General features: G+C 71.7%; 10 protein-coding genes. 4 read left to right on the top strand and 6 right to left on the bottom strand.

What is annotated here, in order from left to right:
- Nucleotide 1: 1 nt before the first annotated feature.
- Entirely contained in the window at nt 2–277 is a 276-nt protein-coding gene (locus tag ABEA43_RS57055; RefSeq protein WP_345575928.1) for an SHOCT domain-containing protein, read from the bottom strand.
- A gap of 12 nt (nt 278–289) precedes the next feature.
- Complete coding sequence (locus ABEA43_RS57060; RefSeq protein WP_345575931.1) at nt 290–781, bottom strand: DUF1269 domain-containing protein; 492 nt, start codon at nt 779–781, stop codon at nt 290–292.
- A gap of 192 nt (nt 782–973) precedes the next feature.
- On the opposite strand from ABEA43_RS57060, the gene ABEA43_RS57065 reads away from it, so the two are divergent.
- From ABEA43_RS57065 to ABEA43_RS57080, 4 genes are all read left to right on the top strand, one after another.
- The gene (locus ABEA43_RS57065; RefSeq protein ID WP_345575933.1) at nt 974–3,640 is read left to right on the top strand and encodes an MGH1-like glycoside hydrolase domain-containing protein; all 2,667 of its coding nucleotides are present in this window, start codon (nt 974–976) and stop codon (nt 3,638–3,640) included.
- Nucleotides 3,637–5,133 (top strand): alpha-amylase family protein, encoded by a 1,497-nt coding sequence (locus ABEA43_RS57070; protein WP_345575935.1) that lies wholly within the window; start codon nt 3,637–3,639, stop codon nt 5,131–5,133. Before ABEA43_RS57065 ends, ABEA43_RS57070 begins: the two co-directional genes overlap by 4 nt.
- A gap of 31 nt (nt 5,134–5,164) precedes the next feature.
- Complete coding sequence (locus tag ABEA43_RS57075; protein WP_345575937.1) at nt 5,165–5,668, top strand: DUF6069 family protein; 504 nt, start codon at nt 5,165–5,167, stop codon at nt 5,666–5,668.
- 82 nt (nt 5,669–5,750) lie between these two features.
- Nucleotides 5,751–6,203 carry a DUF7144 family membrane protein gene (locus ABEA43_RS57080; protein ID WP_345575939.1) on the top strand — a complete coding sequence of 151 codons (453 nt, stop codon included), beginning with the start codon at nt 5,751–5,753 and terminating at the stop codon, nt 6,201–6,203.
- Between the two features lie 176 nt (nt 6,204–6,379).
- Here ABEA43_RS57080 and ABEA43_RS57085 read toward each other — a convergent pair whose 3' ends face one another.
- The 4 genes from ABEA43_RS57085 to ABEA43_RS57100 all read right to left on the bottom strand — a co-directional run bounded on the left by ABEA43_RS57085 (nt 6,380) and on the right by ABEA43_RS57100 (nt 13,269).
- Nucleotides 6,380–6,934 (bottom strand): hypothetical protein, encoded by a 555-nt coding sequence (locus ABEA43_RS57085; RefSeq protein WP_345575941.1) that lies wholly within the window; start codon nt 6,932–6,934, stop codon nt 6,380–6,382.
- Nucleotides 6,935–7,027: 93 nt separating this feature from the next.
- A complete protein-coding gene (locus ABEA43_RS57090; RefSeq protein WP_345575943.1) occupies nt 7,028–9,253 on the bottom strand; it encodes a cation transporting ATPase C-terminal domain-containing protein in 2,226 nt (741 codons plus the stop codon).
- A 134-nt stretch (nt 9,254–9,387) separates the two neighbouring features.
- A complete protein-coding gene (locus tag ABEA43_RS57095) occupies nt 9,388–10,968 on the bottom strand; it encodes a hypothetical protein (RefSeq protein ID WP_345575945.1) in 1,581 nt (526 codons plus the stop codon).
- Nucleotides 10,969–11,064: 96 nt separating this feature from the next.
- The gene (locus ABEA43_RS57100) at nt 11,065–13,269 is read right to left on the bottom strand and encodes a helix-turn-helix transcriptional regulator (protein ID WP_345575949.1); all 2,205 of its coding nucleotides are present in this window, start codon (nt 13,267–13,269) and stop codon (nt 11,065–11,067) included.
- Nucleotides 13,270–13,345 lie beyond the last annotated feature (76 nt).

Raw genomic sequence — 13,345 nt, forward strand, 5'->3', positions numbered from 1 at the left:
ATCAGGCATCAGGCGACAGGAGCTGCTGCTTGGCCGCCCGGTACTCCGCCCGGGTGATGGCGCCCTGATCGAGCAGCGCCTTGAGCCTTTCGAGCTCGTCGGCCATGGAGCCAGAGCCAGCGCCTGAGCCCTCGGCCGCGCCCTGGTCCTGGCCGTACTCGTCGTAGCCGCCGTCCGCGGCCTGGTTGTGCTTGCCCGCCTGGTACGCGAGCACGCCCGCGCCGGCCAGCATCGCCGCGTTGCGCAGCGGCCTCCTGCGTCTGAAGAGCAGTCCCATCGTCGGCCTCTCCTACTGCGCCCCGCCGTGCAGGGCGTCCTGCAGCCGCTGTTCGGTGTCCGCGGGCAGCGAGGACTTGAGCACGGTGCCGCCGTACTTGCTCAGGGCGGCCACGGCCTTGTCCGGGGTGACCTTCTCCACCACCATGAACAGCGCGGAGGTGCCCGGCTGCAGCAGATCGCGTACCTGCTGCTGGAAGGCCTTGTCGATGCCGGACTTCTCCACCTTGCCCATCAGGGCGCCGAGTCCCGCGCCGACCGCCATCCCCAGGAACGGCACGAAGAACAGCATGCCGAAGAGCAGTCCCCAGAACATGCCCCACGTCGCGCCCCCGGCCACCGCATGGTGGTGGGTGCTGACGTGCAGCTTGCCGTCCTGGTCGCGTGAGATCACCGCTACCGCGTCGGGCTGGATGATCAGCCCTGCCACCAGACGCTGTACCTCACGCTCGGCCTCGTAGGCCGTCGCCTCGTCCGGATAGCCGATCGCGATCAGATCCGCCATCACGCACTCCCTTCCTCTGGTTCGTGTCGGCTCCCAGCAGAACCGCCGCGCGAGGCCGCATCATCACCCTCACCGGGTGAAGGCCGTCCGCCGGAGGTGAGGTTTCACCCTCCGGGGGTGATGGACCGCCCCTGTCCCGATGCGACGGTTGGCTGGCCGGAGCCGGTCCGGCGCGAGTCTGGAGGTGCTGCCGTGAACGCGGAACAACAACGGCTGGGCGAGTCGGCCGCACCGGACGCGCCGTGGCGGCGGTGGGGGCCGTACCTCAGCGAACGTCAGTGGGGCACGGTCCGGGAGGACTACGGGCCCGGTGACGCGTGGAACTACATCCCCCACGAGCACGCCCGCTCGCGCGCCTACCGCTGGGGTGAGGACGGTCTCGGGGGCATCAGCGATCTCCAGCAGCGGCTCTGCCTGTCGGTGGCGCTGTGGAACGGCAAGGACCCGATCCTGAAGGAGCGCCCGTTCGGCCTGACCAACGGCGAGGGCAACCACGGCGAGGACCTCAAGGAGTACTACTACTACCTCGACAACACGCCGACCCACTCCTACATGAAGTTCCTCTACAAGTACCCGCAGGCGGAGTTCCCCTACGCCGACCTCGTGGCCGTCAACGGGTCCAGGGACCGGAAGGCGTTCGAGTACGAGCTCCTCGACACCGGGGTCTTCGACGACGGGCGCTACTTCGACGTGTTCGTCGAGTACGCCAAGGGCGGCCCCGAGGACGTCCTGGTCCAGGTCACCGTCGCCAACCGCGGCCCCGAGGACGCCACGATCCACGTCCTGCCGACGCTGTGGTTCCGCAGGACCTGGTCATGGGCCGGCGGCCCGGAGATGCCCGCCCTGCGCGCGGCCGCCTCCTCGACGATCCGGGCCGAGCACCCGGAGCTGGGCGCGTACCACCTGTACTGCCAGGACGGCGCGCCCCTGCTGTTCACCGAGAACGAGACGGACAACGTGAAGGTGTTCGGCAGCCCGAACGCCTCGCCGTACGTCAAGGACGGCATCGGCCGCCACGTCGTCGAGGGCGCGAGCGACGCCGTGAATCCCCGGCAGACCGGGACCAAGGCCGCGGCGCACCACGTGCTGATCGTGCCCGCGGGCGGCACGCGCACGGTCCGGGTACGGCTGGCCGCCGGGGACGTCCAGGACCCGCTCGGACCGGGCTTCGACGAGGTGTTCAGGCAGCGGCTGGCCGAGGCGGACGCCTTCTACGCCGAGCTGTCCCCGCCCGGCAAGGGCCCCGACGAGGCGCTGGTGTTCCGCCAGGCGCTCGCCGGGCTGCTGTGGAGCAAGCAGTACTACTGCTACGACGTCGACACCTGGCTGACCTCGCACGGGCTGGATCCCTGGAGCGTCTCCGACCGGCGCAACCACGGCTGGTTCAGCATGGACGCCCACGACGTGATCGTCATGCCCGACAAATGGGAGTACCCCTGGTTCGCCGCCTGGGACCTGGCCTTCCACGCGGTCGCGCTCGCCGTCGTCGACCTCGACTTCGCCAAGCACCAGGTGGAGCTGCTGCTCGGCGACCGGTACCTGCACCCGAACGGGCAGCTGCCCGCGTACGAGTGGAACTTCAGCGACGTCAACCCGCCCGTGCACGCCTGGGCCGCGCACTTCATCTACACGCTGGAGGTCCAGCTACGGGGCCAGGGCGACCTGGACTTCCTGGAGCGGGTGTTCCAGAAGCTGCTGCTGAACTTCGCGTGGTGGCTCAACCGCAAGGACCCCGACGGCCGCAACGTCTTCCAGGGCGGCTTCCTCGGCCTGGACAACATCGGCGTGTTCGACCGCAGCGCCCCGCTGCCCACCGGGGGGACGCTCGACCAGGCCGACGGCACCTCATGGGTGGCCTTCTACGCCCAGAACATGCTGCAGGTGGCCCTGCTGCTGGCCGGCCGCGACCCGATCTACGAGGACCTCGCCGTCAAGTTCGCCGCGCACTTCCTGTGGATCGCCGCCTCCATCGACCGCGTCGGCGACGTCAAGGACGAGATGTGGGACGAGGAGGACGGCTTCTTCTACGACGTGCTGAGGCTGCCCGACGGGACCGGCACCAGGCTGAAGGTGCGCTCGCTGGTGGGCCTGCTGCCGCTGTGCGCCTCCACGGTCTACCTGCCACGCGTGCAGGAGGGCGTGGAGACGGAGCTGGCCGAGAAGGTGCGCAGGTTCGGTGAGCGGCATCCGTGGCTGAGGGTGGGCATGTCGGCCGCCGACCAGCAGGGCGTCGCGGGGCGGCGGCTGCTGTCGCTGCTCGACGAGGGCAAGCTCACCCGCGTGCTGGCCCGCATGCTCGACGAGTCCGAGTTCCTGAGCCCGTACGGCATCCGCTCGCTCTCCCGCCACCACCGCGACGAGCCCTACCGGTTCTGGGTGGACGGCACCGCGTACGAGGTGGGTTACCTGCCGGCCGAGTCGGACACCGGCATGTTCGGCGGCAACTCCAACTGGCGCGGCCCGGTCTGGCTGCCGATGAACGCGCTGATCATCCGCGCGCTCCTGCACCTGTACGGGTTCTACGGCGACGACTTCACCGTCGAGTGCCCCACCGGCTCGGGCAAGAGGATGACGCTGTTCGAGGTCGGCGAGGAGATCTCCACCCGGCTCACCCGCATCTTCCTCAAGGACGCGGACGGCCACCGGCCGCTGTACGGCGGTCAGCGGATCTACCAGGAGGATCCGCACTGGCAGGACCTGATCCTGTTCCACGAGTACTTCCACGGTGACAACGGAGCCGGGATCGGCGCGGCCCACCAGACGGGCTGGACCGCGACCGTCGCCGTCTTCATGACCCTTTTCGGGCGGCTGTCCGCCGCCGACCTCCTGACCGGCCACCGGAGTGAGGACCAGACATGAGAAGAGACCCACGTCAGGCGCCTCTCGCGCCGGTCATCTACGAGGTCAACACCCGGGTGTGGCTGAGCGGCCTGGAGCGCCGCCACGGGTCCCCGATGGGCCTGCAGAACGTGCCCAAGGAGGCGTGGGACGAGCTGGCGCTGCCCGGCATCGACACCATCTGGCTGATGGGCGTCTGGGAGCGGAGCCCCGCGGGCCGCGGCATCGCCCTGCAGAACCCGGGGCTGCTCAGGTCCTTCGAGGAGGCGCTGCCCGACGTGACCGACGGCGACATCGCCGGGTCGCCGTACTGCGTGCGCGAGTACGAGGTCGACGCCGCGCTCGGCGGGCGCGCGGGGCTCGTCGCCGCGCGCGCCGAGCTCGACCGGCGCGATCTCGCCCTGCTGCTCGACTACGTGCCCAACCACGTGGCCCCCGACCACGCCTGGCTGAGCGCGCATCCGGACTACTTCATCCAGGCCGGCGCCGAGGACCTGGCCCGGGACCCGGCCGGGTTCCTCGGCGCCGGCGGGCGGGTCTACGCCAGAGGGCGGGACCCCCTGTTCCCGCCGTGGCCGGACGTCGTCCAGCTCAACGCGTTCGCCAAGGGGCTGCGCGCCGCCACCGCCAGGACCCTGACCTCGATCGGGCAGCTCTGCGACGGGGTGCGCTGCGACATGGCGATGCTCATGACCAACGAGGTGTTCGCCAGGACCTGGGGGGAGCGGGCCGGCGCCGCGCCGCCGGAGGAGTTCTGGACGACCGTCATCGAACGGGTGAAGAAGCGGCACCCGGAGATGATCTTCGTCGCCGAGGCGTACTGGGATCTGGAATGGGAGCTGCAGCAGCACGGCTTCGACTTCTGCTACGACAAGCGGCTCTACGACCGGCTGGTCTCCGGCGACACCGGGTCCCTGGCCGCCCACCTCCGCGCCGACCTGGCCTACCAGCAGGGTCTGGTGCGCTTCCTGGAGAACCATGACGAGCCCAGGGCCGCCGCGGTCATGGGCTCGGCCCAGGAACGGCTGGCCGCGCTCATGATCGCGACCCTGCCCGGCGCGACGATGTGGCACGAGGGCCAGTTCGAGGGCCGGCGGGCGCGGCTCCCGGTCTTCCTCGCCCGCAGGCCCGAGGAGCCGGCCGACGAGAGCCTGCGCGCGTACCACGAGCGGCTGATCTGGGCCGTGGAGTCGGCGGGCGTGCGCGCGGGGGAGTGGCGGCTGCTCGACTGCACCGGATGGGCCGACAACCAGACCTGCTCCGGCATGCTGGCCTGGAGCTGGTCCGTCGCGGGCGAGCACCACCTCGTCCTGGCCAACCAGCAGGACCGGGCCGCGCAGGCCCGGGTGCCGCTGCCCTGGGCCGGTCAGAACGGCCGGAAGTGGGTCCTGCGTGACCTGCTCACCGGCGAGTCCTTCGAACGGGACGCGGCCGAGATGCGCGATCCCGGACTGTACGTCGCGCTCGACGGCTGGGCCGGCCATCTCTTCGCGGTCACGCCGGCCGCCCCCTAGGTGAATCCGTCCATGTGAAGGGCCTTGAACGATGGCTGAATCGATGTACGAACCGGACCCGCAGGCCATGCCCACGATGCCCGTCGCCTCCGGCCCGCCCGTGATCGACACAAGCCGGCTGTGGGGTGGCGGGCTGGCCACCGCCCTGGTCGCCGCCCTGGTGGCGTGGGTGGCCGTGCTCGTGTCGCAGGCCGTGCTCAACGTCGACCTGCTGACCCCGCCGAACAGGGGCCTGACCGGCGCGTCCGGCACCGTGCTGTACGTCTTCTCCGCGGGCATGGGCGCGCTCATCGCGACGCTGATCCTGCAGATCATGGTGACGCTCACACCCCGGCCGCTGGCCTACTTCGGGTGGATCATCGGGCTGATCACGGTGGCCTTCTCCGTCCTGCCCTTCACCGTGGAGGCGCACGTGGTCAACCAGGTGGCGACGAGCCTGTCCAACCTCTGCGTCGGGCTCGTCATCCTGACGCTGCTGCCCAAGGTGGGCTATTCGACGATCCGGGCCAGGGAGTCGTCGCCGCCGGAGCTGTAGCTGTGAGCTGTGCGGCGGTGGCCGGCATGCGCGCCGGCCACCGCCGCACGCGACCCTGGGGACGCATCGGAAGGTGAGAGGCATGGCAGCAGACCAGGTGCCGGTACGGACGACCGCCGCGGACGGCTGGGCCCTCGGGCTCGCCTTCTTCGCCGGGTGCATGATGGTGATCATCGCGATCTTCCAGGTCGTGGCCGGGATCGCCGCGCTCGCCAGCGACGACTTCTACCAGCGGACGCCGCACTACGTCTTCGCGGCGACCATCACCATGTGGGGCTGGACGCATCTGGTGCTGGGGATCGTCATCGGGTTCGCCGCGGCCGGGGTCTTCGCCGGGGTGGGTCCCGCCCGCGCGATCGGCATGCTGGTGGCGGTCCTGGGCGCGGTGGCGAACTTCCTCGACCTGCCGCACCGGCCGCTGTGGTCGCTGGTGCTCATCGTCCTGGACGTGGCGGTCGTGTGGGCGCTGGCGATGTACACCCGCCCGTACCGGCTCTCCGGCCCGCCGCCCGCACCCGGCGACGCGGCCCGGTGAGGGTGTAGCGAACCGCCCGCCGGCACGGCCCCTGCGGGGCGTGCCGGCGGGCGGGCGCCGTCGTCAATACCGTCAGCGGCGGCGGGACACGCGACGCGCCGTGCGGCGCGAGGTGCGCCGGGCGACTCTACGGGCTCCGAACATCTGCCTGCCTCCGTTCTCTCCTGGATCCGCGGTCAGATCGGACGGTTGGCGCCGGACATCTCCATCGACTCCAGCCGCCGCGCCTCCTCGGCCGTGTGCAGCCCCAGCGCGACCAGGTCGAAGGGGCTGATGAAGCCGTCGCTGACGCGGTAGCCTCCGGCGCGCATCACGGCGTTGCGCAGCGGCACCGCCCAGTGGTGCTCCAGCAGGATGAGCGCGGCGGCGCTGTCGTTCGGGATGTCGCCGATGACGTCCCACAGCTCCTTCTCCGACGGGAGCATGCGCACGCCGTCCTGCTCGGCCGTCTCGGCGCCGAGCACCGCGCCCGCCTCCGCGCCTTCCTCGCCGTCGATCCCGAGGCCGACCAACATTCCGATCTTGGTGCCGAGCTCGACGGCCTCCTCGTGGGTCAGGTTGCTGAGGTGCTCCACCTCCAGCTCTCCCGCCTTGTCCTTGTGGACGGCGAGCGCGTCGATCACTCGTACGGTGTCGCTCTGCCGCAGCCGCTCCAACTCGGCGATGATCTCGCCGTGGAACTCGGGATGGTTGAACCCCAGCACGATCAGCTGAACGGGTCCGATCGCCATGTCCGCCCTCCTCTGCGTGTCGGTGCCGTGGACGACGCGTCCACCGGCATTCCGTCATCGAGGCAACCGTGTCACGGGCGCGGCGGGCGGCCATCACCCGCCGCGGATGACTCCGCCGGCCGCCTTGCCCGCCCGGCCCCGCGGCACGGTCGTGACCAGCATGAGCAGGCCCCAGGTGATCGCGACCTCGGCGAGGATCGCCGGCCAGATCGCTCCGGACAGCGGAACGGTCGCGAACAGGTCGTTCAGCGCCGGGACGTAGACGAGGGCCGGCTGGAGCGCCACCAGGGCGAACAGGCTGATCATCGCCCGGTGGTCGCGGGCGGCCGCCCGGCGGCGCTGTGGCCGGGCGAAGAGCAAGGACACCGACGTGTGGGCGAGCACCACGAAGCTCGTGGCGACGGTCGTGGCCGTCCTGGCCTCCGCGAGGCTTTCGCCGCCGGCCCGCGCCCAGGCGAACAGGGCGCACGCCCCGCAGGCGAGCAGCGCCGCCACGATCAGGGCCTCCACGAGGCGGGCGGCGACGAGCGGCCGGCGGATGGCCCCCCGCGCCGGCGTGCGCGCGCTCTCGGGAGTCCGCAGCACGAAGGAGAGCGCGATCATCAGGATCATGACCGTGACGAGGTTCAGCCAGAGCAGGTTGAGCGGGGTCATCGGCGCCGTGACGTCGCCCATCATGGCGACGACCAGGACCAGCGCCAGCGCGCGTGGCGCGAGCGAGGAGGCGGTGGACCGGGCGGCGTTGTCGAGGGCGGCGCGCCCCTCGGCGATGCCGGACACCGCGGTCGCGAACGTGCCACCGGGCACGATCACGTCCGCGGCCTGGTCGGTGATCCGGGTGCCGATGCCGGTGTCGGCCTGCCGCCTGGCGCCCCCGCCCGCGTTCCCGTCCACCACGGTGACCACCTGCTTGCGGCGCCGGAGCGCCTGGACGAGCCGCTGCTCCTCGGCGGGCAGCATCCGCGCGAACACGGTGGCCAGGCCCGCCTCGGGAGCCCCGGCGGGGTCGTGGGCCGCGAACTGCGCGCCGATCGCGGTGGCGCCCTCCAGGCCGACCCAGGCGGCGCTGAGCCGCGCCGTGGTGACGTCGGCGCCGGTGATGATCTTCACCTGGACGCCGGCCTCCTCGCACCCGCGGACCGCGTCCAGCGCGTCGGGGAGCACCGGGGCGTACATCGCCTGCAGGCCCAGGAAGATCATCGGACGGAGTGACCGCTCCGTCAGCCCATCGGCCTGACGGCGCTCGGGGGCGTACGCGAAGGCCAGCACGCGTAACCCGCGGCGCGTCATCGTCTGGGCGGCGGTCAGGATCGCCTCCCGGTCCAGCACCCGTACCGATCCGTCCGGGCACAACTCGGTGTCGCACAGGTAGAGGATCCGTTCGACCGCGCCTTTGGCGTAGGCCGTCGCGAGCTCGCCGGCGCCCGGCCGGTGCAGCGTCGCCATGAAACGCCGCTCGGGCGTGAACGGCAGGGTGGCGACGCGGTCCGGGACCTGCTCCAGGCCGAGCTTTCTGGCGCTGATCAGCAGCGCGCGCTCCTCCGGCCCGCCGGTGAGCAGCCAGGGGCCCTCGCCGTTCAGCACGCGCGCGTCGTTGCAGGCGATCCCGGCCCTCAGGCACTCGTCCAGCGCCAGATCACGGCCCGGCGTCATCCGGACGCCCTCGCGCCTGATCTCGCCCTCGCGGCCGGCCGGGCCCGTCACCTCGTAACTGTGCCCGCCCGCGACCACGGCGGTGACGCCGAGCCGGTCCTGGGTGAGCAGGCCGGACCTGCGGGTGATGACGACGGTGGTGGCGCCGAGCATCTCGACCGCGGCCGCCCGCCGGACGATGGCCTGATGCCCCGCCATGCGGACGGCTCCCGTGGCGAGCGCGGCGGCCACCACGGACGGCAGCTCCCACGGCACGGCCACGACCAGCAGGGCGGCGGAGGTGGTGCGCGCGGCCGACGCGTCGAGGCCGAGGACCTGAGCCGCCACGAGCACGGCCACCGCGCCCGCCAGCGCGACGAGCAGCGCCATGCTCCGGAAACGGCCGATCGCCTGGATGAGCGGGGTGTGGACCACGGGCGGCAGGCCGAGGGCGGTAAGTGCGGCCGCGATGCGCTTCTCCAGCACCCAGATGTGCAGGATGCCCATCGCCGCGACGGCGACGATCGCCAGGGCCGCGCAGAGGTCTCCGGCCCAGGCCGCCAGCACGCCGGTCAGAAAGATCGCGGACAGGAGCGGAGTCTGCGGCCATTTCGGCGATCCCCGTGCGGAGTTTCCTGTCAGCCAGAAGGGCAGGAGCACGTTCTGCCATGAGCCGGAGTTGAACATGATCGACTCCAAGGAACGAGGTCCCGGCCTCCGCACGCCACCTCCCCGAACGGATGCTGATGAGAGTCCAGGGATTATAGCTTCGCCCGCTATCTTGGGCCCCAGGTTCGCCGGCCGACGTGCGGCGGCGCTCGTCAGTGCGGCAGCGGCTCTATCTCGCCTGTCCTTCTCGCTCCTGCGGGCACCTCGCCGGCCTCTATCTCACCGGTCCTGATCTCACCTGCGTCGACCTTATCGGCGTCGATCTCATCGGCCGGCGGCAGGCCACGTCCCGCCGGGCCCGCGCCGTCCTCGACCTCCCCTGTCAGGAGGGCAGGAGCGTCCCGCCCGGCATGCGCGATCACGGTGACGAGCACCTCGTAGCCGGCCAGGACCGCGGCGACCACCAGCAGCGCCGTCCACGAGGAGAACAGCAGCGCCACGACGGCGGCCACGGCCACCCCGCCGACGCGCAGCACGTCCAGATGACGCCCGATCCACGTCCTGACCCTGGCGCCCCTGCCGGTCCCGGCGCCTGTCCCGGTGCCGATCGACCGGATCCACCGGGCCGTGGCCTGGGTGCCGGTCACCGCGTATCCGCGGAGCGCGACGGGAACGCGCCCGGGACCGGCGAGATGGCACAGGGCCGCCACCACGATGCCGCTCCAGAGGATCCACGAGCCCCATTGCCGCAGCTCGCCGAAGATGTCGTAGACCGCCACCGACACGCCCTGCCGGTACATCCCCTCGGGGACGAGGGCGAGGAACTGATCACGTACGGCGCGCAACCCGCTCGACAGCACGACCGCGGCGATCGACAGCCACAGGCCCAGCTGCAGCACCGTGCGCCGCCGGTGGGGGGAGATCCACAGGGCCAGCGCCAGCGCGAGCAGGGTGCCGGCGATCAGCAGGGCGATCAGGCGCTTGAACGTCAGCAGCGCCTCCTGGAGCTGGCCCAGGAGCGGCCGGTCGTACAGCTTGATCTGGGCGAAGTCGGCGGGCAGCAGCACCCCGGTCGCGGTCTGGACGCGCTCACGCAGACCGGGCGGCACCGCGCCGGAGGTGAGCGCCGGCAGATCGAGCCGTTTGCCGAACAGGGTCGGGAGCCGGGCCTCGACGGCGACCAGCAGGTTGTTCACCACGGGCAGCAGGTTGAGCGTGATCGTGCTGCCCTCGATCGACACCGACTGGCTGCGGCTCTCCAGGATCGCCAGGATCTGCGTGTGGGCGAACCGGTTGGCGTCGTTCCACAGGGTGCGGAACTGCTCGCTCGCCATGAACCGGGTGACGATGCCCTTGGTGTAGTCGTGGACCGCGCCGGTCACCGGCCCCGCGAGGAACGCCGCCTTCGGGGGGAGCGCCTCCGCCAGCCGCCGCTGCACGTCCAGCGCGCGGAAGACCTCGTCGGTGAGGTAGGCGGCCATCGCGTTGGTGACCTCGGGATGGGAGGGCAGGCTGTCCACCGTGCTCACCCAGCGCTCGGTGTCCAGCGTGGTCCGCGCCCCCCAGAGCCCGATGACCGAGCACACCAGGCCGAATCCGGCCAGGGCGACCAGGGTCGCGGCGGCGGCTCGGCGCACGGCCCGCCCCCGGTGGCGGCGCCGTGCGCCGGTCTCCAGCCGGCCGCGCAGCTCGGCCACCTCAGCACGCAGGCGGTCCAGCTCCGCGGTCCCGGCGTCGCCGGGGCCGGGAGGTGCCGGCTCCGCACCGTCGAGCCGTACGTCTCCCTCACCCATGGCGACCTCCTGGACCAGTCGGCGGTACAGGCAGGATGCTCCCCGGGGAGGGTTCGGGGGACTTCACACCTTTCGGGTGACATGGGCGGTCACCCGTCAGAGCAGGCGCATCTGACGGGCGATGCTGATGGCCTCGTGGCGGGAGGTGGCCCCGAGTTTGCGGTAGATGGAACGGGTGTGCGTCTTGATGGTGTTGGTGGACACGAACAGCTGAAGCCCGATCTCACGCAGTGACGCCTCCTTCTGCAGCAGCGTCAGGACCGTGTGCTCGCGCGCGGTCAGCGGCAGGATCTCCGGGCGCGGTTGGGCGGTGAGGACCCCGATCAGCTGGGTGTGCAGGCGGGCGAGCTTGCCGCGCAGGTGCTCGCCGCCGTCCCCCTCGGCGGCCAGCAGGCGCCGCGCGTGGCCGAGGAAGTCGCGGGCGCCCGCGTGGTCTCCGGCGCCGAGACAGGTCTCCGCGAGTGTGGACAGGAGGGCCAGGGTGGGCCACGGCGACAGGCCAGCGGCGCTCCTGCGAAGGTCGAGAGCGGACTCCAGGAGCCGGATCCCTTCCTGGAGGCCGCCCTGGCGGGTCAGCACCACGCCTGCCGCGTGGGCGGCCAGCGTCACCCGGGCCGATCCGGCGAGGCCGTTGCTCTGCACGAGCTCGGCCGCCATCCTGGACGGCTCGGCGGCCTCGGAGTCCCGGCCCAGCTCGGTCAGCGCGAGCGACATCACCGACAGGGCGAGGATCCGGGTGGTCGGCGAGGTGACGAGGTTCTGCGCGGCCGCCTGGGCGTACTGGACCGCGGACCCGGGGTCGCCGGTGAGGTACAGGCTGTGGGCGAGAGCCAGGCGGGCGGGGGCGTGCCACCGTGAGGTCGGATCGCGCTCCATGTCGGCGGCGGTCATGGCGGAGGTCAGCATGTCCGGCACGCCGTCGAAGCCGAACAACCCGCGGATCAGAGCCGCGGAGAAGGCGATCGACGGCGACCCGTCCGGCAGCGCGCCCTCGTGCGGCAGGCTCTCGGCCAGGCTCAGCCAGTGCCGGGTGGCGCCGGGGTCTCCCGACAGGGCGGCCGCCCACGCGGCGGAGATGGCCGTCACGGCGTCCCGCCCGATCGCGGCCGTGCCGATCGTGCCCATCAGCTCCTGCAGGGCGGCCAGGCGGCCCGTGCTGACGAACTCCATCCAATGAGCCTGCAGCAGGCTGGTGGGGCCCTCGCTGTCGCCGCCGGCCAGCATGTGCTCGGTGGCCTCGCCGAGCATGCCGTTCCTGCCGTACCAGTCGCCGGCGCGCCGGTGCAGCATCGGCACCAGGTCCGGTTCGCCGCGGGTCAGCTCGTCCGCCATCGCCTGCCGGAACAGCCGGTGGAGCCGGTACCAGCGGCGGTTGTCGTCGAGGGGGACCAGGAACATGTTCGCCCCGTCCAGGCTCTGGAGCAGCTCAGCGGCGTTGGCGGTGCCGGCCACCTCGTCGCACAGCGGCGCGGTCAGCCGTTCGAGAACGGACACGCGGCGCAGGAACCGCCGGACGTCGGGTGCGATCCGGTGGAGCACCTCCTCCTCCAGGAAGTCGGTGACGGCACGGTGCGTGCCGGTGAAGCGGTCCGTGAACGCGGCGGGATCCGGCGCGGTGCGCAACGACATCGCCGCCAGGTGGACCGCGATCGCCCATCCCTCGGTGGCCGCGAGCACGCGATCGAGGTCGTGATCCTGCAGCAGGACGCCGGACACCTGGCGGACCAGCGTGGCGGCGTCCTCACATGACAGGGCCAGATCGGCCATGCGCAGCTCCAGAAGCTCGCCGGCGGCGCGATATTTGGCGAGCGGGAGCGCCGGCTCGGCACGCGTGATCAGAACGAGCTGCGCCGTGGCGGGCAGGTGGTCGATGAGGGCTTCGAGCTGTCGCAGGCAGTCGGGGGCGTCGATGACGTGCAGGTCGTCCAGCACCAGGACGGCACGATCCTCCCGGGCGGCCAGCACGTTGAGCACGTGGAAGAGCGTCGGCCCCGCGCGCCCCCTCAGCGTGCGCCGCCGCGGCTCCTTGGCCGCCCCGGGGGTCGTCGCGTGCAGAACGGCCCTCCAGAGCGCGGACGGCTCATTGAGGGTCCTGTCGAGGGCGATCCAGGCGAACGGCCGGTCCTGGCCGGCGGTGGCACGCCATTGGGCGACCAGAGTCGACTTGCCGGCGCCCGCCGGGGCGGACAGGAGGATCACCCGTGCCTCCCGGGCGTTTTCGAGCAGGTGTGTCAGGATCGGCCGCCGTACCCAGCTCTGGCGGGATTCGTGCGCGGGAGGCCGCTGGTCGTCAAGTGTCACGGAGGCATGGTTGGGACGGGCTGGGGCCGGTTGTCGCCGAAACGCCTTACGAAACCACCTACGCATTCGCTACTCC

It is taken from the genome of Nonomuraea rosea (assembly GCF_039539705.1).
Classification (GTDB): domain Bacteria; phylum Actinomycetota; class Actinomycetes; order Streptosporangiales; family Streptosporangiaceae; genus Nonomuraea; species Nonomuraea rosea.